The following is a 23,205-nucleotide window of genomic DNA, read 5'->3' as shown; positions in this document are numbered from 1 at the left end:
AAGTTATGGAGAAAGCAGATCATTTACTGATCGTCGATGATGATGAAGAAATTCGCGATCTATTAAAGCGTTACCTTGAAAAAAGTGGTTTCAAGGTGAGCGTGGCCGCCAATGGGCGGCAGATGCGCAGCATACTTGCTACTGGCGGCATTGATCTGATCGTGCTTGATTTGATGATGCCGCGCGAGGATGGTCTTAGCCTGTGCCGTGAGTTGACGGCAACGCAAGTGCAACCAGTGCCGATCTTGATGCTGACGGCCAGGAATGAAGAGGCAGACCGCATCCTGGGTCTGGAAATGGGGGCGGACGATTACCTGACCAAACCCTTTGCGACGCGCGAATTGCTGGCACGCATACGCGCCATCTTGCGCCGCGCCCGAATGATTCCAGTGCAATTACGTGAGCTCAGTGGCGGCCGCATGCTGGGTTTTGGTGTCTGGGTCGTGGATACACATGCCCGACAGTTAATTGACGACAGTGGCGCGATTGTTTCATTGAGCGGTGCCGAATATCGCCTGTTACGGGTTTTTCTCGACCATCCAAAGCGCGTACTCACGCGTGACCAATTGCTCAACCTGACACAAAACCGCGACGCAGATTATTTTGATCGCTCCATCGATATCCTGGTCAGTCGTTTGCGTAAGCGCCTGCGTGACGATTCACGAGAACCCCAATACATCAAGACGCTGAGAAGTGAAGGTTATATTTTTTCGAGTACGGTAGAACACCGGGATGAGCAGTCATGACTGAGTTGAAACGGAAATTGCAAGGTATATGGCCCAATTCATTATTTTCACGCCTGGCTTTTGTATGGATATTAGCTTTATTGCTTGGGCATCTTATCAACAACGTATATGGATACATTTCTATCCATGAAGATCAGATTGCCCGCACAGATTATTACCTGACAAAAGATTTATCAGTACTGTTGCCCATTCTTGACGCAGCCACGCCATCGGAACGCAAGCTTTGGATGGAAAAAATGCAGCGTCATGCTTACCACTATGAGTTAAGTACAGTTGCTCCAGATTATCTGGCAACATCGACGAGCAAATGGACAAATCCGCATCGTCGGCATGGTTTGGCCGATCCCCTTAAGGAGGAACTGGCTACAAGCTATGCAGCGAGAAGCTCGGTAGGTCTTTATCCGGGAGAGATGGGGCGTTTGTATTTCTCATTGAAAGACGGAAGCGTATTAATCGCCATTATTAATAAAATTGTCTGGCCTGTAGATTGGGGGGCTGGTTTAGTCTTCGCACTTCAAATGCTTGCAGTGATCACGTTTACCTGGCTGGCTGTAAAACAGGCGACACGACCTTTGCAGCGTTTGGCTGAGGCAGCAGATACGCTGGGTTCATCATTGCACGGTGAAGCCATTCCAGTGGATGGTCCCAGCGAAGTTGCCAGAGCCGCGGCTGCATTCAATGCCATGCAGGCGCAGATCAAAGAACATCTGGCTGAGAGAGTGCAGATACTGGCTTCGATCTCACATGATTTGCAGACGCCCATTACACGCATGCGCTTGCGAGCCGAGCTAATGGATGATGGCAGCTTGCAAGAAAAAATGTTGAACGATCTCGACGCCATGCAGCAACTGGTAGAGGAGGGAATCACCTACGCACGAAGCGCGCGAAGAACCACAGAAGAAGTATGCCGGGTCGACATTGATGCTTTACTTGACAGCCTGGTCTGTGATTATGTGGATGCCCAACACGCTGTGCGTCTGAGTGGGGAAATCGGCACGATACTTTCTTCGAGGCCAAATACGCTCAAACGTATCATGATTAATTTGATAGACAATGCCTTGAAATTTGCAGGAGATGTCGAGATACAACTTCGCAGAATATCGCCAGGACAGATATCGGTGTCAGTATTGGATAGGGGACCAGGGATACCTGATAGTGAAATGGCTGCAGTATTGCAGCCATTCTATCGTGTGGAAAATTCGCGTAACCGCAAGACTGGTGGGACTGGTCTTGGCCTGGCAATTGCTCAGCAATTAGCACTTGCTGTAAATGGCTCCATCACTTTAAGTAATCGTGATGGCGGCGGCCTGGAGGCCAAGCTGATTTTTCCGGTAGCTGCAGAAACAAAATAAGCTTCGTTATCTGTCAGTAATGACAGTTTCAATGCTTGCCGGTACTCCCAAAACCACCTTCACCACGCTCACTCTGGCCAAATTCATCGACGATATTAAAGCCGACTTGCAACACAGGTACGATGATCAGTTGCGCCAGTCTTTCCATAGGTTGCAGGGTGAATTCTGACTGGCCACGGTTCCAGGTCGATACCATCAATTGACCCTGATAGTCGGAATCAATCAGACCAACCAGGTTGCCCAGCACGATACCGTTTTTATGGCCCATGCCGCTGCGTGGCAAGATCATGGCGGCGTAGCCCGGGTCAGAGATATGAATGGCCAGACCGGTAGGGATCAACACTGTCTGGCCGGGTTGTATGGTAATCGCTTCATCTATGCAGGCGCGCAGGTCGAGGCCAGCGCTGCCAGGTGTACCGTAGGCTGGCAGCATGTCTTTCATGCGGCTGTCGAGAATTTTCAGGTCTATGTTTTTCATGGTATTGAGAAAAAATAATGCTCAAAGAGCGGGCGCTCTTTGAGCAGGTAGGGAAGATTTAAATGAGGCTGGAACGCAAGGCGATTTCTGCCACCAGTTGTTGGGCCAGTGCTTGTTTGTCGGCGCGCGGCAAAGTAGTGTGGCCGTGCACATCAAACAGCACCAGCTCGTTCTCATCCTTGCCAAAGGTGTGATGGCCGATATTGCCAACCAGCAGGGGCACGTCTTTCTTCTGGCGTTTGGCAGCACCATATTGCAAAAGGTTTTCTGATTCTGCGGCAAAGCCTACGCAATAAGGTGCATTTGGCATGGCGGCGACGCTGGCCAATATGTCAGGGTTTTGCGCAAATTGCAGTTGTGGCACATCGCCTTCACTGGTTTTTTTCAGTTTCTGCGTGCTTGCATTGGCAACGCGCCAGTCGGCGACGGCGGCAACGGCAACAAACACATCCTGCTTGTGCTGCCGGAGTTGAGCCACTACCGCATCAAACATTTGCTGCGCAGTTTGTACATCGACACGGCGCACCCCATGTGGCGCATCCAGCGCGGTTGGGCCAGACACCAGCGTCACGATGGCACCAGCTTCCCAGGCGGCCTGCGCAATCGCATAACCCATCTTGCCAGATGACAGATTGGTAATGCCGCGTACCGGGTCTATTGGCTCAAATGTAGGGCCAGCGGTGATCAATACATGTTTTCCAGCCAGCGTCTTGGCCTGGAAGGAGGCGATGATTTCTGTCAGTAATTGCTCGGGTTCCAGCATGCGGCCCATGCCGGTTTCGCCGCATGCCTGATCGCCAGCAGCCGGGCCCAGCAGATGTATGCCATCTGCCCTGATCTGTTGCACATTGCGCTGGGTGGCCGGGTTTTGCCACATCTCTACATTCATGGCTGGGGCTATGAGTAATGGTAGATTGGCAGGGCGGGCAACGCACAGAGTGGAAAGTAAATTATTGCAGGCACCATGTGCCAGCTTGAAGATAAAGTCCGTGCTGCAAGGCGCGATGACGATGGCATCAGCGTCCCGCGTCAGGTCTATGTGCGGCATATTATTATTGACGCGCGCATCCCACTGGTCGGTATAGACCGTATTGCCAGACAGGGCTTGCATGGTCACTGGCGTGATGAAATGGGTGGCAGATTCTGTCATCACCACCTGTACATCGGCCCCAGCCTTGCCAAGTGCGCGCGTCAATTCTGCAATTTTGTAACAGGCGACGCCGCCAGTCAGGCCCAGAACAATCTTTTTACCAGCCAGTCGCAGACTCATGGTGTTATTCCTTATTTTTTGACGCGGCGTAATTCATCTATTATGAATAATGCCGCACCTACGCAAATCGCGCTGTCAGCGATGTTAAATGCCGGGAAATGATAAGTTGTGTAATGGAAATCCAGGAAATCTATGACATGACCATACACCACCCTGTCGATGACATTGCCTAGGGCGCCACCCTTGATCAGCGTCAGTGCAGTGCAAAACAGTTTTTGTCCTGCATGGCGTTTCAACAGGTAAATAATGTAAGCGGCTGCGATCAAACCGATAGCCGTAAAGAAGTACCGCTGCCAGCCTGGTTCATTGGCAAGGAAGCTGAAGGCTGCCCCGTTGTTGTAAACCAGCGTCAGATTGAAAAACGAAGTAATACTCAAAGTCTCGCCAAAGGCAAAGGCCTTGCTGATCGTGATTTTTGTGACCTGATCCAGTAAGATAATGATGGCGGCCAGACCCAGCCAGGGTATCAGGCTGGAACCAGATGACTTGGTGCCTGAAGAATTATTTGATGCAGCAGGACGTTTTTTGGTCGCCATGGATATTGAACTCTTGTGAAGTCTTGATTAATGCAGGCAGGAGCAGGTTACACCTGCTCCACACTCGCAACTACATTACAACTACATTTTTACTATGCAAAGCGACGTGCTTCACCAGCGCCAAACAGATTACTGACACAGCGGCCACACAGGCCAGCGTGCTCAGCATTGCTACCCACGTCTGCACGATAATGCCAGCAACGCTCGCACTTTTCGTATTTGGATGGAGTAACGACCACGGCTTCTTCCGCTTCGCTGGCAACCTGCTCCACACCTGCTGCGGAGGTGATCAGGGTGAATTTCAAGTCATCGGCAAAGCTGTTCAATACATCAAACTTGCTGCCGCTGGCCTTGATTGTCACTTCTGCCTGCAGGGATGAACCTATGCCACCAGCAACACGTACTTCTTCGAGTTGTTTGGTCACATCAGTGCGCACTGCACGCAGGGCGGCGTACTTGGTCAGCAGGGCTTCAGCATCAGCGATCTCCGGCAAGCTGTAATAAGTTTGCGTGAAGATGGTTTCATCGCTGTCTTTGTAGGCATCGGCAGCGGCAAAGAATTGCCATGCTTCTTCTGCGGTGAAAGACAGCATTGGTGCCATCAGGCGCAGCAGTGATTGCGTGATATGCCAGATCGCCGTTTGTGCAGAACGGCGCGCATGCGAAGTCGTACCGCTGGTGTACAGGCGGTCTTTCAGGATGTCGAGATAGAAACCACCCAGATCTTCCGAGCAGAATGATTGCAATTTGCTGACCACAGGGTGGAATTCAAATGCCTCAAAATGTGCCAGGATATCTTTTTGCAACGCTGCCGTATCGGCGATGGCATAGCGATCTATCTCCAGCAATTCATTGATCGCAACAGCATCTTTTGCCGCATCAAAATCAGAAGTGTTGGCCAGCAAAAAGCGCAGGGTATTACGGATGCGGCGATAGGCTTCTGTCACACGTTTCAGGATTTCATCAGAGATAGACAATTCACCTGAATAATCAGAAGACGCTACCCACAGCCGCAAGATGTCAGCACCCAGGGTGCTGGAGATTTCTTGCGGCTCCATGCCGTTTTTCAAGGACTTGGACATTTTCCGGCCTTGGCCATCGACGACAAAACCATGTGTCAGCAAGGCTTTGTAAGGCGCACGACCATCCAGCATGGATGCTGTCAGCAGTGAAGAATGGAACCAGCCGCGATGCTGGTCAGAACCTTCCAGATACAGGTCTGCCGGGAAGGCTGACTGCGCTTTATGTGAGCCGCGCAAGACAGTCTGATGTGTCACGCCAGAATCAAACCACACATCCAAGGTGTCACGGTTCTTGACATACATGGCAGCTTCATCACCGAGCAAATCAGCAACTTCGATTTTTTGCCAGGCTTCGATGCCTTCTTTTTCTATGCGCAGGGCGATTTGTTCCAGCAGCTCAGGTGTGCGTGGATGCAATTGGCCAGTTTCCTTATGCAGGAAGAAGGCCATAGGCACACCCCATTGACGCTGACGTGACAAGGTCCAGTCAGGACGGTTGGCGATCATGCCATGCAAACGTGCCTTGCCCCATGCCGGGAAAAAGGCTGTGTCATCGATGGCTTTCAATGCTGTCTGACGCAAACTGTCGCCACCGGCTTTGGGCGTATTGTCCATGCTGGCAAACCACTGTGAAGTGGCGCGATAGATGATAGGCGTCTTATGACGCCAGCAATGCATATAGCTATGCTCAAACATCTTGAACGAGAACAGCGTACCTGCTTCACGCAGCTTGTCGCAGATAGGCTTGGATGCTTCCCAGATTGTCATGCCGGCAAAGAAAGGCAGGCTGGACGCGAATTTGCCATCACCCATGACAGGGGCGATGATGTCATCATCCTTCATGCCATGCGCCTTGCATGACTGGAAATCTTCGATACCGTAGGCAGGGGCAGAGTGGACAACGCCAGTACCGGTTTCTGTACTCACGTATTCACCCAGATAGACTGGAGAAAAACGGTCATAGCCCGCATCCAGTGCTGACAGTGGATGTTTGAATTTGATTTCAGACAAATCCGCACCCAGGCAAGTTGCGATGACTTCACCTGTCAAACCGTAGTTAGTCAGGCTGGCTTCAACCAGGTCTTTTGCCAATATCAGCAGGATGTCTTCACCTTCACGCTGGGTCTTGACCAGAGCGTAAGTGATTTCCGGATGCATGTTCAGCGCCTGGTTGGACGGGATAGTCCATGGCGTTGTCGTCCAGATGACGCAATAGCCTTTGTCCAGCGGCAGTTTGTCGAGCTTAAAGGCGGCAGCCAGCTTGTCATGTTCCGCAAACGGGAAACCGACATCGATGGACGGGTCGCGTTTGTTTTCATATTCAACCTCGGCTTCCGCCAGGGCAGAACCGCAATCAAAACACCAGTTGACTGGTTTCAGGCCACGATAGACATAGCCTTTTTCCAGCAATTTGCCGAGTGCGCGCAGTTCATCCGCTTCATTGCCAAAGGCCATGGTTTTGTAGGGGTTATCCCATTCGCCCAAAACACCAAGGCGGATGAAGCCGGCTTTTTGTTTTTCTATCTGTTCATTCGCATATACACGTGCTTTGGCATGTACTTCGGCCACTGGCAGGTTCTTGCCAAACAGTTTTTCAACCTGGATTTCGATAGGCATGCCATGACAATCCCAGCCTGGCACGTACGGTGCATCAAAGCCAGCCATGGTGCGGGCTTTGACTATCATGTCTTTCAATATCTTGTTGACCGCGTGACCGAGATGGATATCACCATTGGCATACGGTGGTCCGTCGTGCAGGATGAATTTTGGGCGACCGGCAGATGCCTTGCGCACGCGTTCATAGATTTTTTTGTCTTGCCATTCCTTGACCCACTTGGGTTCACGCTTGGCCAGATCGCCGCGCATAGGGAAGGTGGTTTCGGTCATATTGACCGGGTATTTACTGGCAGTTTTTGCCGCTTTGTTTTCAGACATAATGAGTTTTCTATTTTTAAAATCGGGATGAAGTCACAAGCAATCACAACAAACAAAGTGTGAGCTTCAAATTCGGTCAGTGGCAGAGCGGGCAGGGCGGTGGCTGTCGGCAAAATAGGCACGAGCCTGTTCAGCGTCCTTGTTGATGGCCGCAGTCAGGGTAGGCAGGTCTATGTATTTTTCTTCGTCACGCAGCTTTTTCAAAAACTCTATCTGCACGACTTTGCCGTAGGCATGACCGCTGTAATCGAATACATGGGTTTCCAGCAGCACGCGGCCACTGTCATCAACAGTAGGGCGCACACCCAGGCTGGCAACGGCGGGCAAAGGCTGTTCGGCCAAACCGTGAACCTGCACGATAAAGATGCCATGCAGGGCAGGGCGGTGATGGGCAATACGCAGATTCAGCGTAGGAAAGCCTATGGTGCGCCCCAGCTTTTGACCGTGCACCACATGGCCTGAAATACGGTAAGGGTGACCCAGCAAGGCTTCTGCCTCGTCAAAATCACCATTCGCCAGCGCAAGGCGTACTGCAGACGAGGATATGCGCACACCCTTGTTTTGTACTGAGGGTAGGGTTTCAACGGTAAAACCATGGCGCAAGCCTGCTTCGGTCAGGGTGGCGACATCGCCAGCGCGTTTGGCACCAAAGCGAAAATCTTCACCGACCATGACCCATTTGACATGCAGACCATCGACCAGCACTTTTTCTATGAAGTCTTGCGGTGACAATGCGGCAAAATGGGCATTGAAATGTTCAACGATGACGCGATCTACCCCAGCAGCCTGCAGAGAAGCCATGTTGTCGCGCAAATTGGCGATACGGGTAGGTGCTTTCGACAGGTCACCCTGCATCTGCGCGAAGAATGCACGCGGATGTGGTTCAAATGTCATGACGGCAGCTTCTATGCCCAGACGTGTGGCGGCATCCCGCAAACGGGCAAGCAAAGTCTGGTGGCCCAGATGTACGCCGTCAAAATTGCCTATCGCCAGCGCACAGGGTGCACGGGAGGCTGCATTTGGAAGTCCGCGAAATACCTTCATTGTTTCCAGAAAACTGCTGCAAAGCCGTAGATTATAAATGCTTTCGTCTGGCTATAGACCTGATCTGAGGTGGAAATGCAAATTTCACAAGGGATTAATTTGTGAAATCCTCCCATTTCTCAGCATTTGGCACCTGAATCAATGATGATGTGACCACAAAACATCATTGGAGCTCAGATAAGACTGCACAGCTTCCTTATTGCCAGTCGCATGTTTCATGATCTCGCCGCAGTTGCAAATGCCTTGATAGGGTTGAATGTGGGAGCAGGCAGAGACTTTTTGCAAGAAAACCTGGACGGATTTGCTGCAATTTTTGCATTTAAAGGTCAGGATGCGGGCGGGTTTGTTGATCATGATGCTAATTTTCTAAACGATTAATCAATTCTGGTGGTCAGTACCTTGGCAGCTACTGACCACAAATACAAATACTATTTTAATTTCAAACGCCACAATGAAGTAACTTCTTTGACGCGGGCTGCGTGCAAGGGATCGTTTTCATCGGTTGATTTTGGATGGCGCGGTTTGATATCCATTTTGCCAGCTACTGTCAAACCGCCAGCATCTATCCAGCCTTGCAACTCTGCCGCTGCGCGCAGGCCCAGGTGTTCGGCAAAGTCAGACATGACCAGCCAGGCTTCACCCTGTGGTTCCAGATGTTCTGCCACGCCAGCCAGAAAGCCGCGCAACATGCGGCTGTCGGGATCATACACGGCATATTCTATAGGTGAATTGGGGCGTGCTGGCAACCATGGCGGGTTACACACTATCAAAGGTGCACGTCCTGGCGGGAACAGGTCTGCCTGCATCAATTCAATCTGGCCGGACAAACCCAGCCTGTCTATGTTTTCACGGGCACAGGCGAGGGCGCGCTGGTCCTGGTCAGTCGCGATGATCTTTTTAACGCCTCGCTTGGCCAGCAAGGCGGACAGCACACCGGTGCCTACACCAATATCAAAAGCCAGTGTCGTCGATGGCAGCGGGGCTTTCGCCAGCAAATCTATATATTCACCACGCACTGGTGAGAACACGCCATAGTAAGGGTGGATTTTTGCACTCAACGCAGCTATCTCTACGCCATTCTTGCGCCATTCATGCGCACCTATCAGACCCAGCAATTCACGCAGGGAAGCCACAAAGGCTGTGCTGGGTTCGCCATAAACTTCGCGACAGGCTAGTGTTACATCCGGCGCACGGCGCAGGGTGATGCGGTAGTCGGCTTCAAAGGGTATCAAGACCATGGCCAGCACGCGCGCTCTTTGCGACTGCGCCTGGCGGTGCAGGTTGAAAGCTTCTTTCGCAGATTCAGGCACCTTGGCCTTTTTGCTGGCCCTGGCTGGTTTTTTATCTATGCGGCGTGCCAGTGCCTGCAATAGCTGCTTGGCATTGTGGTAATCACCACGCCATAGCAGGGCTGTACCTTCACACGCCAGCTTGTATGCGGTTTCGACATTCATGCGGTCATCGGCAATCTGCACACGCTTGGGCGCTGGTGCACCACTCTCGGAATGCCAGCGGCATGAGCGGGCTTCGTCGTTTTCTGTCCAGTGCAATTGCAGAGCGGGATCGGGGGTGTTCATATTTTTCTTTTTGTTGATTTTGTTGATGCTGCAGGTTTGCCAGTGTCTGGCCAAGGCTGGAGTGTAACAAAGAATGCTGACTGGATGAGGGCTCTGTGAGGGTGTGCATGGTTTTACAAGCGAATTTCTCTATTTGGGACAAAGTAAAAAATCCAGCTGCCAGACACAATCTTATGTTAACCTCATGTTTCTTAATATATTAATCCTGCTATAAGCCTACCAGGAACTCACTATGTCTCTCCAATTTCGTCCTGTTGTTCTTGCGACTTTGTTGTCGTCATTGATTATTGCTGCTCCTCTCAGCTTGGCTGCTACTCCCTCGACCGTAGTGGAAAGCAGGAAGGCAGACCTGGGTTTTGCGCAGATCAAGACAGCCTTCCTCAGCGCATTATGGCAACAAGACCCGGACATGGCGATGGCAGCAGGCCGTTACCAGGATGCCAATAAACTGGTATTGCCAGATCAGGCTACCCGCGATGCTTATGTTGCATTCACCGATAACTGGCTGGCGCAGTTGAACAGGGTTAGTGCAGATGCCTTGTCCGCCAAAGAACAGACTGACCTGGCGCTGATGCGCAATTACCTGAATGGCACGCGGTGGTATTTGACGCAGTTCCGCGAATTTGAATGGAACCCTACCCAGCACAATATTGCCGGCAGTTTTGATGCCATTCTCAATACTGACTTCGCGCCGAAAGCAAAGCGGGTGCAGGTAGCGATACAGCGCCTGCAAGCAGTGCCTGCCTATTATGCAGCAGCCAAAGCCAGCATCAAAAACCCTACAAATGAGCACACCCGTCTGGCGATCAAGCAAAGTGCTGGCGCGATTTCGGTATTGGCTGATCTGGAAAAAGCAGCATCGCAGGAAAAGCTCGCAACAAAAGACAGGCAAACGCTGGAAGAAGGCTTGAAAAATGCCCGGTCTGCCGTCAATGACTATGTGCAATTTCTGGAAAATCTGGAAAAGAAACTTGATCCCGCAACGGCCCGTTCTTTCCGCATAGGCAAGCAGCTATATGAAGGTAAATTCACTGCTGATATCCAGTCTTCATTGAGTGCCGAACAGACTTACCAGCGCGCACTGACCGCCAGAGACGAAGCGCACAATAATATGGAAAAGCTGGCTGACCAGCTCTGGGATAAAACCATGGGTGCGCAAGCCAAGCCTGCAGATCGCATCAAAAAGATTGCCATGGTCATCGACAAACTGTCTGAAAATCATGTGGTCGCAAAAGACTTGTATCCTGAAATTCGCCAACAATTGCCGCAGCTGGAAAAATGGATACGCGAACATGATCTCGTCAGCCTGGACTTGAAAAAGCCACTGGTCGTACGCGAGACCCCAGTATATCAACGCGGCGTCAGTCTGGCCTCCATCGAAGCGCCTGGCATCTTCAGACCCAATGATAAAACCTATTACAACGTCACCCCTTTTGACGGCCAACCCGCCGAGCAAGTTGAAAGCACGCTACGTGAATACAATCACTGGGTCTTGCAGATATTGAACATTCACGAAGCCATCCCTGGTCATTACACGCAACTGCAACATGCGAATAAATCACCATCAGTCATCAAGACCCTGTTTGGCAATGGCGCAATGATAGAAGGCTGGGCTGTGTATAGCGAACGCATGATGCTGGAGTCAGGCTATGGTGGCAATACGGCCGAGATGTGGCTTATGTATTACAAATGGAACTTGCGCGCAGTCTGCAATACCATCCTCGATTATCAGGTGCACGTACTCGGCATGACCGAGACAGAAGCCAAAGACTTTTTAATGAACCAGGCTTTCCAGACCAAGGCAGAGGCTGATGGAAAATGGCTGCGTGTGCAATATACATCCGTGCAGCTCACCAGCTATTTCAGTGGTTATAGCGAGATACTTGAATTCCGCGAACAGCTCAAGAAACAGCAAGGCGATAAATTCAAACTCAAGCAATTCCATGAGCAATTCCTGAGCTATGGCAGTGCATCTGTCGGGATGATCAAGAAGCTGATGTTGAAGGATGCGGGAAAGTAAAGATTTCTTAAATGATTTCTGAATTGTTGCTAGCATTGCTGTTCTTCAAAATTATCAAGTAAAGTCGCCCGCCATGATCAGATTAAAATCATTCAATTTTATGTTAGCTCTCATGGCGATATGCCCTGGTTACGCATTCAGTCTGGAATCGACTATCAAGGATAAAGAACAACTGCTTATCGGCACATGGCAAAAAGGTTTGACCGCCGAAATTGCTGCATTAAACGCAGATAAACTGGCTCTTTACAAATCGTCGAGCCCTTTAGGAGAAGTGGTTCAATACAAGGCCGACCATAGTTTTGTCATGTATCCACCTTGTGGAAAAAAGGCGGAAGATTTGCGTAAACTTGGGCTGAGTTTTATTGAGGGTACCTGGCAGATCAATGATGCTGGTGATTTGGTGAGTGAAGTCAGCAATAAAGGCAAAGTCTTTACGCAAGTATCGAAAATTGATTGGATAAATGAACAACTTGTGTTGACCATAGGCAAACCTGGCACGGGCGACAGGATGGGGAAATATTCTGGCAAGTTCCCTCCGCAATGCTCTTAGTATTGTGCAAATCAAGCTGACATGATTTTCAACAGCAAATAGCAATGCGCCCTGATATTTATAAAGTCAGCCAGATCGGCAAAGGTTTCATCGCCGTCATGGCCAAGCCTGTTGCGGGCGAATGGATAGAAGATGAATTTCGTGGCATTGCGTAATTCGGCATCAGCAGGATGGTCTCTCTGCTGGAAACCCATGAAATACGTGATCTGGGTTTGCTGACCGCGCCAGATTTATGCGCTGCAAATCAAATTAACTTCATGCATTACCCCATCAAGGACAAAGGCTTGCCATCGTCTTTTTCTGTCACGCAGAGACTGGTAGTGCAATTGCATGATGACATTCTCAAGGGGAACAATACCGTCATTCATTGCCGCGCAGGAATAGGGCGGACCGGCCTGCTTGCAGCAGCAGTCTTGATAAGACACGGGCTTGATGCTAATGCTGCGCTGGCAATGATCAGCAAGGCAGGCGCTGTTACCGTTCCCGATACCGAAGAGCAAATCGACTGGCTGAACAAGCATCAGGCCGCATTGCGTGCATGAAATAGCAAAATTCTGCTCTGCGCAGATTTTGTTATTCATCTTTTTCGATAAATATTTCACTGCGGAAATTTAAATTTCTCTCGGGAAAAATATTCACTCGCCTGTTTTGGTGCGCCACCAAAAATTGTGGTGCAAAAGTCATAGAAATGCACAAAACAGATAAGCAAGAGTGGTTTTTTCACAAATTTGTTAAAAAAAGTCAAACCTTGGTAACAAAACTGACATAAGCGGATGTTAATCTAGTAATCGTTTGCGCAAACGATTGCTTAATATAACTGTCGTTAAATCTCGTTTCTGGAAAGCTGCAGACAGCATGGTGGTAAGAAAAATAGTAGAGCTGTACAAGAATGGCTGCTTACGGATATCTGAACAAAGGCTGAAGAAAAAGAAGCGAGACAGGTGTGTTCCTGATGGAATACGCGCAGGCAAAGTATGACTCTGCTTTGATACTTTCATCTGGGTGAGGATATGTGTGAGACGGCCACATAGATCAATACTAATGAACAATCATTCAGGGGGAATATTTTTATGCAAGGTCTACAAAAAGCCGGCAAGCTAAAAGTGCTGGCACTGCAACTTGGTCTTATCTTCACAGTTAGTTTTACAGGTATCTGCGCAGCCTACGCGTCCATCCCGGATCATCACGAGTTTGACGCAAGTCTGCATGTGCCATATCGCTCAGATGCAAAAGCCGGTGCCGAATCCCGTTACTTTACGATGGAATTCGAATATCCCTACGTGACAAAAGAACAGACCATCACCTGGCGTCTGGAGTTGCTGGGCAGCGATGGCAAGGTCGTTGACCGCTGGTATGGCACAGAAAAACTGTTCAAGAAAACTGTCACCGCACAAATGTTCTGGAGCGGCCGTGGCCCAACTGGCGCAGCTTTGAAAGATGGCGTCTATCAAGTCAGGCTCACCGCCAAGGCAACGGACACATCTGCTATTCAAGCGGCTCCCGCTGGCGATGTTGCCAGCACGGTAGAGCGCGCATTGGCTGTCCACGACACAGAAATCATTACACAAAGCTGGCCGCTGCAAGTCGGTAAGCTCGCTACACCAAAAATGCCAAGCTTTGCCGCCTTGCCGACCAAGGCCAGCAAGGCACTTGCCACTGCATCCACAGCCAAGACTGTAGCAGGTATGGCACCGCCACCAGCAGCGGCTACAGGTTCATTGCCTTACACTATCTACTACGGCAACCTGCACAGCCAGACCAATCACAGTGATGGTGGTGGTGAACTGACTTCATGTACAGGTGCGCAAAATCCGCAATCTGCTGTCTATGGCCCTACCGATGCGTATCAGTTTGCCTTGAACAAGGGCCTGGATTTCCTGATGACGTCTGAGCACAACCATATGTACGATGGCTCTGACAGCACGAATACTTCAGCCAACCCGGTAACAGCAAAGAATCTGTATCAGTCAGGTCTGACAGCGGCGAGCAGTTTTAATTCTGGCCATGCTGGCTTCCTGGCGATTTACGGTTTGGAATGGGGCGTCATCAACAATGGCGGCCACATGAATATTTTCAACTCCAATGAATTATTGGGTTGGGAATACAATAGCAGCAATCAATTGATCGCAGACACACTGACTGCCAAGAATGATTATGCTGGCTTGTATACCCTGATGCGTCAGCGTGGTTGGATAGGGCAGTTCAATCATCCATCGAGCAGTGGTCAGTTCATCGTCAATGGTACTGCACTTGGCTACACCGCCGACGGTGACCAAGCTATGGTTGCCTGCGAAGTCTTGAATACTTCAGCTTTTTCGACCAACACCACAGAGACAGAAACCAGCCGTAGCAGTTATGAAGGTGCCTGTAACAAAGCACTGGAAGCCGGTTTCCACGTTGCATTTACGACAGACCAGGATAATCACTGCGCCAACTGGGGTGCTTCTTATACTAATCGCACCGGCATCTTGCTGGCAAACGGTGCTGCTCTGAATAATGCAAATTTCGTCGATGCCATGAAGGCACGCCGTATCTTTGCCACCATGGACAAAACTTCGCAAATCATCCTGACTGCGAATGGCCATATCATGGGAGAGCGTTTCACCAATAGTGGCCCGTTGACCCTGGTCAGCAATTTCGCCAGCACCAGTGGCCGCACTGTTTCTACCGTAGTGATCTATGAAGGCGTACCAGGCCGTAATGGTACAGTCACGCAATTATCCAGCACTGCAACGACAACGATTACCCCGGCAGTAGGCGAGCATTTTTACTATGCAAAGATCACCCAGGATGACGGTAAAATCCTGTGGTCAGCACCGATTTGGGTTACCCAATCGAATAGTACAGACAGCACGCCACCGACAGTCAGCGCAGGCGAATCCGGTGCTAGCGGCAACATCACCTTGTCTGCCAATGCGACAGATAATGTTGGTGTCAGCAAAGTGGAATTCTATGTCGATGGTGCACTCAAAGGTACGGCCACCAGCACACCGTACAGCATGACGCTGAACTCCACAACGTTGACCAATGCCAGCCACAGTCTGGTCGCCAAAGCCTATGATGCGGCCAATAATGTTGGCACTTCATCGGCAGTCAGCTTCACTATCAATAACCCTGTCAGTGATACGACTGCACCTACCGTGTCAGCCAGTGAAAGTGGCACCAGCGGTAACATTAGCCTGTCAGCGACAGCGACAGATAATGTAGGCGTGACCAAAGTGGAGTTTTATGTCGATGGTGCTCTGAAAGCGACCAGCACAAGCACACCATATTCAACGACATTGAATTCAACAACACTGTCAAACGGTACGCATAGCCTGGTTGCCAAAGCTTATGATGCTGCCAATAATATTGGTACTTCTTCTACCGTGAGTTTTACTGTCAATAACAGTACCTCTACACAGTTGATTACCAACGGCGGCTTCGAGAGTGGTGCCAGTTCATGGACGGCCAGTTCAGGCGTCATCAGTACCGGTGGCTCTGAAGCATCGCGTACAGGCAGCTACAAAGCCTGGCTCAATGGCTATGGCAGTGCCCACACTGATACTCTGTATCAGCAAGTGACTATCCCTGCCGCAGCAACATCTGCCAACCTGAGTTTCTGGCTGAAAGTGAGCTCCGACGAAACCACGACTACCCAGGCTTACGATACCCTCAAGCTGCAAATTCAAAACAGCAGCGGCACGGTATTGGCAACGCTGGCGACCTATTCGAACCTGAACAAGGGCACGACCTATGTCAACAAAACCTTTGATCTGAGCAGCTATAAAGGTCAGACCATACGCGTGTATTTTGTGGGCGTTGAAGGTAGTGTGACAGCGACATCTTTCCTGATCGATGATATATCGTTGATTTCGCAATAAATTTTTATATGCTGAAGTAGTAAAAACGGGGAAAACCCGCCAGGCCTGGCGGGTTTTTTTTATTTGTATGATTCGCGGTAAGATATGTCATATAACCAAGCCATCTAGCCAAGCCATCCACCCAACGAATGCCGGAGACCAAAATGAAAATCAGGTTTTATCACGCACCAGACGCGAATTGCTGCGAACGCCTGTTGTGGATACTTGACTATAAAAAAGTTACATACGAGCGCATTGATGTAGGCTTGGGTGATGTTGGCGAACAGGTCAGATTGCTGAGCCCCTTTGCCCGCGTACCGCTGATGGAAGTCGATGGCATTGCTCTCAGTGAATCTATGGCCATGGCGGAATTCATTGAAGAGATTGCGCCCAACCCACCACTGCAATATACCGAGGCCTTCGCGCGCGCACAGGTGCGGGAGATTTGCGAAGCGGTTAATTCATCAATACATCCTCAGCAGAACGGTAGCACAGTGCGATTTTTTCATCCCGACTGGAGCAGAGAGCAGATGCGGCCAGTGCGTGCTAAATGGCTGAATCTCAATCTACAAAAATTGCAAGGGCGATTATGGCGCAGCAGTCAGTTTGCTGTCGGTACACAATTCACCATGGCCGATATCTTTGTCAGTATCATTTATCGAAAAGCGCTGGATCTTGGTGTGACAAGCAGTGATTTTCCTGAATATGATGAATACTGGAAATTTTTGATGTCGGATGAAACTATACGCGGCAGCTGCCCGGTCGCGTCCTGAAGACGATAGTTTTCCATGGACAGTGAATTCGTCATACTGACTAAGCTTATGACAATCTTCTTGTAGCAAAATATTTTGGAAAGTACCAACGATGCGACTGAATTCGCGGCTGCAGGCTATTTTTTTGCTCAATGCTACAGTATTGATAACTCATCAAATTGATGCTGCTTTCTGGCATGAGTGGGACCTTTTCCATATTCCAGGAGGAAATCAGATTAACCTGTTACTGAACTTGCCGATTATCGCTCTTGTTTTGTTTGCGCAAGGGCAGGTGATGGCGAATAATAAAACCGTACTTTGCTATTACAAATTGATGGCTTTTTTGGGTTTTCTTACATTAGCAATTCACTCTGCATTCTTTGCTGTGGGTAGCGAAGCATTCATGCAGCCTGTGTCTATTGCCTTGTTAATCGCAACAACTCTGCTCTCAAGCACGCAACTTTTCCTGCTTCGCAGCATTGTCCAAGAATAGTTTTCATCTTTACTCCTGATACATTATGCATAAATTCCTATTTTCCCTGCTGCTGCGGGCAGGCAATGGAAGATTTTGAAAAAGCCATGTGGCTGACTGTCAGTGCAGGTGGGGATCGCGATACTTTATGTGCGATTGCAGGAGGTGTCGTTGCCTCCTTCGTTGGCGACAAAGGTATTCCTGAAAGCTGGAGAGCGAGACGCGAAGCTCTGCCAGGCTGGTATCTTGAATCCAGGGATGCAAATTGACAAAGAAAAGCTTTTGGGATGACCCGTATCAAACCAGTTTGCAAACGCAAGTCAGCAAAGTGGATGGTAATGATATTTACCTCGCATCGACCATTTTCTTTGCCTTCTCTGGTGGGCAAGAAAGTGATCATGGCAGCATTGCCGGACACGCAGTTGTTGCGGCACGCAAGGAAGGGCTGGAGTTGGTATATACCCTGGCAGAAGGCCACGGTTTACAGGCCGGGCAGGATGTCGAAGTTTGTATTGATTGGGTCAGGCGTTATCGCCTCATGCGCCTGCATTTTGCAGCTGAACTAGTGCTGGAATTGTTTTGCAAGTCATTGCCTGGCGTGGGCAAGGTCGGTGCCCATATTGCGCAAGACAAGGCACGCATAGATTTTATCTGGCCTGAAAGCATCGCACCCTTGCTGCCTGCTTATACGCAAGAAGCGCAAGCCATCATTGATGCTGATCTTAACATTACATGTGCTTTTGAAGATGAAGCGTCAGGAAGACGCTATTGGGAAATTGCAGGATTTTCCCGAGTACCTTGCGGCGGTACTCACGTCAAACGCACTGGCGAACTGGGGCAAATCAGATTGAAGCGTAACAATATCGGGCGAGGTAAGGAGAGGGTAGAGATTTACCTTTTGCCATAAAAACAGCGACTGAAATATCTGTCGCTGTTTTCTTTACACTATAAATAAGTAGCTGAGGCTTACTTGCCAAACAAGGACGAAAACTGTTGCAGCACAGCTGCCGGGTCGATGTTGCCAGCCTCCGGCACCTGGCCGTGTGGTGTCAGGTGATCGATAATGCCTGGCAAAAATTCAGCAAGGTGGCTTGCTGCACCTTCATGTGAAATGCCCGCCGCATCAGCCAGTTGCTGCAATTGCCCGCCGCTCAAGGCTTGCTGAATTTGTGCAGCGGATATGGGCATGTTTTGTCCTGTGCCTATCCATGATTGCACGATGTCAGCCAGGCCCGCCTGGTGGAACGCGCTGATCAAGCCTTGTAAGCCACCAACGCCACCAGCTTGTTTGTCACCCAGCATGGCAACCACTGCCTGCATCAGGCCTGCCTTGCCATCATTGTCCTGGTTCATGCCGCCAAGCATGCCTAATGCGCTATCGAGTAATCCCATGATGTTCCTCTTTGAATTGGTAAAGTGTAGCAAGTGTAAATCTGAGTATCGACGGGAATTGTGAACTCTGTATGAAATTTGACAATGTTTTACGGCGATGGAAATTTTCTCTTTTAGTTGACTTGGGGCAGTTACATTCCGCCCCATGCTGCATTTAATATCGCAATCGCTGCCAGCCCTGCAGTCTCGGTGCGTAATATGCGTGGCCCCATGGACAGTGCCAGTACGCCGTGTTTAATGGCGAGGTTTTCTTCTTCATCGGAATAACCGCCCTCAGGCCCAACCATCAGGCTGACAGCTTGTGCAGGATGATGGCGTGACCAGTCTGCCAATGATTGTTCTGCGCGCGGCGTCAGCAATATTCGCTGATGCATATCTTGCTGGCTCAGCCACTGGTTGAAATTCATCAATGGTGCCAGGTGAGCAAGGCGGTTGCGGCCACATTGTTCAGCCGCGGCTACGATGATGCCTTGCCAGTGCGCCTGCTTTTTCTCGGCGCGTTCTGCTGACAGTTTGACGACACAGCGTTGCGCCGCCAGTGGCTGGATTGCACTGACGCCCAGTTCCATGGCTTTTTCTATGATCCAGTCCATCTTTGATGCTTCTGGCAGGGCCTGCACCAGATTCAGCGAATAGGGTAATTCACATTCTTCTGGCAAAAATACTTTGACTTCTGCGGTCACGTTTTTCTTGGCGACCTGGGTCAGGGTGGCGACATAGCTGCCACCTTCGCCATTAAAAATATGAATGTTATCGCCCGCATTCTGGCGCAACACAAAAACATGGTGCGCGACTTCATCCGGAAGATCGATGGTGATCCCTATGCTTAAAGGGAGAGGGCAGTAAAAACGTGGCATTCAATTCTCTGTATTCAAAAGCAAAATCATTAATTTTTAATAGGTCATGCAGGCAGCATTCAGCATACCCAGGCCCAGACTCAGGGCACCAAGAAAAACGCCAGAGGCAATTTTATTACCTGGTATGTCAGAGACTATGCCGGGTATCAACAAGCGGGCAATACCAAAGGCCAGTAATTGTATGAGTAGCGCTATCACACCCCAGAAGCACATATCGATCAGGCTGACACTATTGGCAATGGCTGACGCCAGGGCAGTGCAATAGCCGAGCACTGCGCCAGACAGGCTGGCTGCGGCAGCAATATTACCTTCTCGTATCAGGGCAATTTCACGGTAAGGCGTGATGCGTATATACACTACGACAAATATCGCCAGCAAGACGAAAGCGGCAGCAATATGGCTGAAGAAGGCGAGTAGTCCGTGTGCCAGTAATTGTTCACTCATGGGTTATCCTATTCTACAAAATAATGGGGAATGAAACGGCTGGTGTTTTTGGTGATCAGTGTTTCGTCTTCGCGTATGCCTATGCCAGCAGGTTCATCACCCACTATCCAGGCACCAATAGACGTGTATGCCGGTGTGATGCCATCATCAAATTTGGGTTGTGGAGCATAAGCCTGGTAGATATAGCCTTCTTCACCATAATCACCACCAGTATGCATGACTTCGCCATTGGCATAGATGGAAATGTTTTCTCCCTCTCGTGAGTACAGAGGTTTTTTCACATGGTTGCCGCTGATACGCCATGCATCGAAGTAGGCGGGCAAGAGATTTGGGTGGTTCGGAAACAGCTCCCACAATATCGGCAATATCGCCTTGTTCGACAAGATCATTTTCCAGGCTGGCTCTATGATGCGCATGGGCCGCTTCAGCAAGTGATTGGAGAAATCTTCTCGGCACAGCCATTCCCATGGGTAGAGCTTGAACAGGTTGTCGATACGGATGTCGAGATCATCGACGAATACGCCTTCGTCTTCATCCCAGCCCAGGGTTTCTATGGCGCACTGCTTGGTGGCAAAACCCGCCTGTATCGCTGTGTCGCGCAGGTATGAGAGATTGCCTTCGTCTTCTTCATTGCCACCAGCGCAGGCAAAGTGGAGCAGACCTTTGCCAGGGAATTTCTTCCACTGTTCTATAAGTTTTTCATGCAAAGAGTTGAACTGGTCAGCATCAGGAAATACATCCTGCAGCCAATACCATTGAGCGACACTGGATTCAACCAGACCGGTGGGTGTGTCGGCATTGTATTCCAGCATCTTGGGCGCGCCTGTGCCATCCCAGCTCAGGTCAAAGCGGCCATACAAAGAAAATTCTTTTGCGCGCCAGCTGTCTTCGACCTGTGACCAGAATGCCTGGGGAATGGCAAATTTTTCTTGCATGCCGTGTTTGACGACATGATCAACTGCTTGCAATGACATCTGGTGCAAGTCCAGGCTGGCTTGTTCCAGTGTATCTACCTGATCGGCAGTAAAGCGATAGGCATAGCGCTCATCCCAATACAGGCCATCGATGGAGTGGTAAGTAAAGCCCAGGGATTCAAATTGCTGTTGCCAGCCTGTGCGAGGTGTTAATGAAGTCCGTATCATTAACCACCCCCGCTGTGGCCGTGTGCTGTGCCGCCAAAACCACCGCGGCTAACGCTGCTGCGACTGGAGGATACACTGCGGCTGATGGCGTGATCACTGCCAGAGTTGCTGACACCAAAATTTCTTTGCACAGTGTCACGATAACCGGGTGAGTAAAAGGGCCCGAAAAAACTGTGTGAGTAACCGCTGTAGTGGCTGCCACTTGTGCCGGTGTAGCTGCTGCCAGTCGATGAGGCTGGTATGCTGGCAGCATTGAGGTCAGTACTGGAGGCGACGGTTTCGCAGGCCGTGCCAGTACCCCAGTCTTTCTGGCAGTCTTCCAGGTTTTTATACTGATCGCGTATGGATGTCAGTTCATGGCTGCCGCCACTGCCATTATTGTCGGCACTATCGCTGCTGACGCTGCAGGCAGTCAGGGCAGCACTGGTCACTAGCATTAGCGGCAGAGTGCGGCTGACTCTGCGTTTGCCATGTTGTTTGCTTATTCCGGCACTCACGGTTTCTCCTGTTTTCCTGTCTAGGAATTAGGGCATCAGATCTTTCACATAATTGGGTAAGGCAAATAATGCCTGATGCACATCGCCATTGTAATACTTTAGCAATGGCAAACCACGGTGTTTAATCTGAAGATTTACCGTTGACGGGCTTAGCGATAATGGGTTGCCATGCTTGCTGGCAATAGCCATTCCCCATAATGCGCCGTACAAGGGGATGAATACCGTGTAGGGATGCAGTTGTGGAAATATATTGCTGAGTTTTTGCAAAGTACTCGCAAAGCGTTGAGGGTGATAGTAGGGGCTGCCCAGATGCAACACCAGCATGCCTTGTTCAGTCAGCCTTTGTGCACAGGCCAGGAAAAATTCTTCTGTCATGCAGGTGGCTGCCAGTGAGCTGCGATTCGATACTGTTGGACTGACTGGGTCGGTCAGGTCCAGCAGTATCAGGTCAAATTGTTCTGTACTGTTGTGGACATAGGCAAAGCCATCTTCATAACGGTGTTGTATTTTTGGATCATCCAGTGCGCCGCGATGAATACTAGCCAGGTGCTGACGTGCCATCTTGACGACTTCTTTGTCAATTTCACAGAGGGTGATGTTGTTGATACTGGGGTGCTTGAGTAATTCTTCGCAGGAACCACCATCGCCACCACCGATGATGAGGGCGGTACGTGGTTCTGGATGGGTCATCGCCGCAGGGTGTACCAGGCATTCATGATAAAAGAATTCATCTTTTTCTGAAGTCATCATGGCACCATCTATGCGCATGACCTTGCCAAAATCTGTGGTATCGGCGATCTCGATATCCTGCATGGTACTGCGCTGGCGTGCCAGTACCTGATTGATACGGGTGGCGGCAAAGCTATCTTCTGTCAGGGCTTCAAAGGCCATGGCCGGACCATATTCACCGCGCTGCAATTCCTGGCGCGAGACTGTGCGTGGCTGGAAAACAGCAATCAGGGCATCAACGATCTGCCTGGCCTTGCTGCCATTGTCATGATTGAAGTTGCAGACATAGACGTCCAGCGTGACCGCATTGCGTTCTGGCCATGTGTGGATGGCGACATGCGACTCTGCCAGCAACAAGGCACCGGTGACGCCAGCCGGGCTGCCATCTTCATGCGTGAAGGGATGAAATTTTTCCCCGACGATGGTCAGGCCGGCAGCGACGGTGATGTTGCTGAGGCAAAGACGCAGGCTTTGTGGACTGACGAAATATTCTGGCGCTGCTTCACAGTCAAAGCAGTCGGCGGTCAGGTGTAAGCCTTCCATAAGTC

At 50.2% G+C, this 23,205-nt stretch carries 23 protein-coding genes; 10 read left to right on the top strand and 13 right to left on the bottom strand.

The annotated features are described in order from the left end of the window. The first annotated feature begins 5 nt into the window (after positions 1–5). Positions 6–746 (top strand): response regulator, encoded by a 741-nt coding sequence (locus ACO0LL_RS12385; protein WP_422951166.1) that lies wholly within the window; start codon positions 6–8, stop codon positions 744–746. Further along, positions 743–2,098: a sensor histidine kinase gene (locus tag ACO0LL_RS12380; protein ID WP_422951165.1), complete on the top strand. Its 1,356-nt coding sequence runs from the start codon at positions 743–745 to the stop codon at positions 2,096–2,098. The genes ACO0LL_RS12385 and ACO0LL_RS12380 overlap by 4 nt, the downstream gene beginning before the upstream one ends. A 28-nt stretch (positions 2,099–2,126) precedes the next feature. Here ACO0LL_RS12380 and dut read toward each other — a convergent pair whose 3' ends face one another. From dut to ACO0LL_RS12345, 7 genes are all read right to left on the bottom strand, one after another. After that, complete coding sequence (gene dut / locus ACO0LL_RS12375) at positions 2,127–2,576, bottom strand: dUTP diphosphatase (protein WP_422951164.1); 450 nt, start codon at positions 2,574–2,576, stop codon at positions 2,127–2,129. Between the two features lie 58 nt (positions 2,577–2,634). Beyond that, positions 2,635–3,840, bottom strand: coding sequence for a bifunctional phosphopantothenoylcysteine decarboxylase/phosphopantothenate--cysteine ligase CoaBC (gene coaBC / locus ACO0LL_RS12370; RefSeq protein WP_422951278.1), 1,206 nt, complete (start codon positions 3,838–3,840; stop codon positions 2,635–2,637). Between the two features lie 17 nt (positions 3,841–3,857). Continuing rightward, on the bottom strand, positions 3,858–4,382 hold the full coding sequence (lspA, locus tag ACO0LL_RS12365) for a signal peptidase II (protein ID WP_422951163.1): 525 nt from the start codon (positions 4,380–4,382) through the stop codon (positions 3,858–3,860). A 92-nt stretch (positions 4,383–4,474) separates the two neighbouring features. After that, complete coding sequence (ileS, locus tag ACO0LL_RS12360) at positions 4,475–7,339, bottom strand: isoleucine--tRNA ligase (RefSeq protein ID WP_422951162.1); 2,865 nt, start codon at positions 7,337–7,339, stop codon at positions 4,475–4,477. Positions 7,340–7,405: 66 nt separating this feature from the next. Continuing rightward, complete coding sequence (locus tag ACO0LL_RS12355; protein WP_422951161.1) at positions 7,406–8,383, bottom strand: bifunctional riboflavin kinase/FAD synthetase; 978 nt, start codon at positions 8,381–8,383, stop codon at positions 7,406–7,408. Between the two features lie 138 nt (positions 8,384–8,521). Next, on the bottom strand, positions 8,522–8,737 hold the full coding sequence (locus ACO0LL_RS12350; RefSeq protein WP_110257360.1) for a hypothetical protein: 216 nt from the start codon (positions 8,735–8,737) through the stop codon (positions 8,522–8,524). Positions 8,738–8,811: 74 nt separating this feature from the next. Further along, positions 8,812–9,960, bottom strand: coding sequence for a methyltransferase (locus ACO0LL_RS12345; RefSeq protein WP_422951160.1), 1,149 nt, complete (start codon positions 9,958–9,960; stop codon positions 8,812–8,814). Between the two features lie 232 nt (positions 9,961–10,192). Between ACO0LL_RS12345 and ACO0LL_RS12340 the strand changes: the two genes are divergently transcribed. From ACO0LL_RS12340 to ACO0LL_RS12305, 8 genes are all read left to right on the top strand, one after another. After that, a complete protein-coding gene (locus tag ACO0LL_RS12340; RefSeq protein WP_422951159.1) occupies positions 10,193–11,980 on the top strand; it encodes a DUF885 domain-containing protein in 1,788 nt (595 codons plus the stop codon). Positions 11,981–12,053: 73 nt separating this feature from the next. Beyond that, positions 12,054–12,530, top strand: a complete 477-nt coding sequence (locus tag ACO0LL_RS12335) for a hypothetical protein (protein ID WP_422951158.1) — start codon at positions 12,054–12,056, stop codon at positions 12,528–12,530. 170 nt (positions 12,531–12,700) lie between these two features. After that, a complete protein-coding gene (locus tag ACO0LL_RS12330; RefSeq protein ID WP_422951157.1) occupies positions 12,701–13,072 on the top strand; it encodes a protein-tyrosine phosphatase family protein in 372 nt (123 codons plus the stop codon). 528 nt (positions 13,073–13,600) lie between these two features. Further along, complete coding sequence (locus ACO0LL_RS12325; protein ID WP_422951156.1) at positions 13,601–16,393, top strand: Ig-like domain-containing protein; 2,793 nt, start codon at positions 13,601–13,603, stop codon at positions 16,391–16,393. A 143-nt stretch (positions 16,394–16,536) separates the two neighbouring features. Continuing rightward, positions 16,537–17,145 (top strand): glutathione S-transferase family protein, encoded by a 609-nt coding sequence (locus tag ACO0LL_RS12320; RefSeq protein WP_422951155.1) that lies wholly within the window; start codon positions 16,537–16,539, stop codon positions 17,143–17,145. Between the two features lie 91 nt (positions 17,146–17,236). Then, on the top strand, positions 17,237–17,617 hold the full coding sequence (locus tag ACO0LL_RS12315; protein ID WP_422951154.1) for a DUF6713 family protein: 381 nt from the start codon (positions 17,237–17,239) through the stop codon (positions 17,615–17,617). A 65-nt stretch (positions 17,618–17,682) separates the two neighbouring features. After that, entirely contained in the window at positions 17,683–17,865 is a 183-nt protein-coding gene (locus ACO0LL_RS12310) for an ADP-ribosylglycohydrolase family protein (RefSeq protein WP_422951153.1), read from the top strand. Beyond that, positions 17,862–18,503 (top strand): alanyl-tRNA editing protein, encoded by a 642-nt coding sequence (locus ACO0LL_RS12305; protein ID WP_422951152.1) that lies wholly within the window; start codon positions 17,862–17,864, stop codon positions 18,501–18,503. Before ACO0LL_RS12310 ends, ACO0LL_RS12305 begins: the two co-directional genes overlap by 4 nt. A 59-nt stretch (positions 18,504–18,562) precedes the next feature. Here ACO0LL_RS12305 and ACO0LL_RS12300 read toward each other — a convergent pair whose 3' ends face one another. The 6 genes from ACO0LL_RS12300 to speE form a co-directional block, all read right to left on the bottom strand. Beyond that, positions 18,563–18,988 (bottom strand): YidB family protein, encoded by a 426-nt coding sequence (locus ACO0LL_RS12300; protein WP_422951151.1) that lies wholly within the window; start codon positions 18,986–18,988, stop codon positions 18,563–18,565. A gap of 131 nt (positions 18,989–19,119) precedes the next feature. Continuing rightward, on the bottom strand, positions 19,120–19,845 hold the full coding sequence (locus ACO0LL_RS12295) for a 16S rRNA (uracil(1498)-N(3))-methyltransferase (RefSeq protein WP_422951150.1): 726 nt from the start codon (positions 19,843–19,845) through the stop codon (positions 19,120–19,122). A gap of 36 nt (positions 19,846–19,881) precedes the next feature. Beyond that, a complete protein-coding gene (locus ACO0LL_RS12290; RefSeq protein WP_162058418.1) occupies positions 19,882–20,289 on the bottom strand; it encodes a DUF350 domain-containing protein in 408 nt (135 codons plus the stop codon). An 8-nt stretch (positions 20,290–20,297) separates the two neighbouring features. Beyond that, positions 20,298–21,431 carry a glutathionylspermidine synthase family protein gene (locus tag ACO0LL_RS12285; RefSeq protein WP_422951149.1) on the bottom strand — a complete coding sequence of 378 codons (1,134 nt, stop codon included), beginning with the start codon at positions 21,429–21,431 and terminating at the stop codon, positions 20,298–20,300. After that, complete coding sequence (locus ACO0LL_RS12280) at positions 21,431–21,928, bottom strand: hypothetical protein (RefSeq protein WP_422951148.1); 498 nt, start codon at positions 21,926–21,928, stop codon at positions 21,431–21,433. The genes ACO0LL_RS12285 and ACO0LL_RS12280 overlap by 1 nt, the downstream gene beginning before the upstream one ends. Positions 21,929–21,955: 27 nt before the next feature. Beyond that, positions 21,956–23,200 carry a polyamine aminopropyltransferase gene (gene speE / locus ACO0LL_RS12275; RefSeq protein ID WP_422951147.1) on the bottom strand — a complete coding sequence of 415 codons (1,245 nt, stop codon included), beginning with the start codon at positions 23,198–23,200 and terminating at the stop codon, positions 21,956–21,958. Between the last annotated feature and the right edge of the window lie 5 nt (positions 23,201–23,205).

Source organism: Undibacterium sp. TC4M20W, assembly GCF_049340245.1.
In the GTDB taxonomy this organism is placed as follows: Bacteria; Pseudomonadota; Gammaproteobacteria; order Burkholderiales; family Burkholderiaceae_D; genus Undibacterium.
The sequence above is the reverse complement of the archived record's forward strand: the minus strand, read 5'-3'. Positions and strand labels throughout refer to the sequence as shown.

What these genes read in the sequence shown, in the direction of transcription:
- ACO0LL_RS12385 (WP_422951166.1), top strand. Translation starts at nt 6, where the DNA reads ATGGAGAAAGCAGATCATTTACTGATCGTCGATGATGATGAAGAAATT.
- ACO0LL_RS12380 (WP_422951165.1), top strand. Translation starts at nt 743, where the DNA reads ATGACTGAGTTGAAACGGAAATTGCAAGGTATATGGCCCAATTCATTA.
- dut (WP_422951164.1), bottom strand. Translation starts at nt 2,576, where the DNA reads ATGAAAAACATAGACCTGAAAATTCTCGACAGCCGCATGAAAGACATG.
- lspA (WP_422951163.1), bottom strand. Translation starts at nt 4,382, where the DNA reads ATGGCGACCAAAAAACGTCCTGCTGCATCAAATAATTCTTCAGGCACC.
- ileS (WP_422951162.1), bottom strand. Translation starts at nt 7,339, where the DNA reads ATGTCTGAAAACAAAGCGGCAAAAACTGCCAGTAAATACCCGGTCAAT.
- ACO0LL_RS12355 (WP_422951161.1), bottom strand. Translation starts at nt 8,383, where the DNA reads ATGAAGGTATTTCGCGGACTTCCAAATGCAGCCTCCCGTGCACCCTGT.
- ACO0LL_RS12350 (WP_110257360.1), bottom strand. Translation starts at nt 8,737, where the DNA reads ATGATCAACAAACCCGCCCGCATCCTGACCTTTAAATGCAAAAATTGC.
- ACO0LL_RS12345 (WP_422951160.1), bottom strand. Translation starts at nt 9,960, where the DNA reads ATGAACACCCCCGATCCCGCTCTGCAATTGCACTGGACAGAAAACGAC.
- ACO0LL_RS12340 (WP_422951159.1), top strand. Translation starts at nt 10,193, where the DNA reads ATGTCTCTCCAATTTCGTCCTGTTGTTCTTGCGACTTTGTTGTCGTCA.
- ACO0LL_RS12335 (WP_422951158.1), top strand. Translation starts at nt 12,054, where the DNA reads ATGATCAGATTAAAATCATTCAATTTTATGTTAGCTCTCATGGCGATA.
- ACO0LL_RS12330 (WP_422951157.1), top strand. Translation starts at nt 12,701, where the DNA reads ATGGTCTCTCTGCTGGAAACCCATGAAATACGTGATCTGGGTTTGCTG.
- ACO0LL_RS12325 (WP_422951156.1), top strand. Translation starts at nt 13,601, where the DNA reads ATGCAAGGTCTACAAAAAGCCGGCAAGCTAAAAGTGCTGGCACTGCAA.
- ACO0LL_RS12320 (WP_422951155.1), top strand. Translation starts at nt 16,537, where the DNA reads ATGAAAATCAGGTTTTATCACGCACCAGACGCGAATTGCTGCGAACGC.
- ACO0LL_RS12315 (WP_422951154.1), top strand. Translation starts at nt 17,237, where the DNA reads ATGCGACTGAATTCGCGGCTGCAGGCTATTTTTTTGCTCAATGCTACA.
- ACO0LL_RS12310 (WP_422951153.1), top strand. Translation starts at nt 17,683, where the DNA reads ATGGAAGATTTTGAAAAAGCCATGTGGCTGACTGTCAGTGCAGGTGGG.
- ACO0LL_RS12300 (WP_422951151.1), bottom strand. Translation starts at nt 18,988, where the DNA reads ATGGGATTACTCGATAGCGCATTAGGCATGCTTGGCGGCATGAACCAG.
- ACO0LL_RS12295 (WP_422951150.1), bottom strand. Translation starts at nt 19,845, where the DNA reads ATGCCACGTTTTTACTGCCCTCTCCCTTTAAGCATAGGGATCACCATC.
- ACO0LL_RS12290 (WP_162058418.1), bottom strand. Translation starts at nt 20,289, where the DNA reads ATGAGTGAACAATTACTGGCACACGGACTACTCGCCTTCTTCAGCCAT.
- ACO0LL_RS12285 (WP_422951149.1), bottom strand. Translation starts at nt 21,431, where the DNA reads ATGATACGGACTTCATTAACACCTCGCACAGGCTGGCAACAGCAATTT.
- speE (WP_422951147.1), bottom strand. Translation starts at nt 23,200, where the DNA reads ATGGAAGGCTTACACCTGACCGCCGACTGCTTTGACTGTGAAGCAGCG.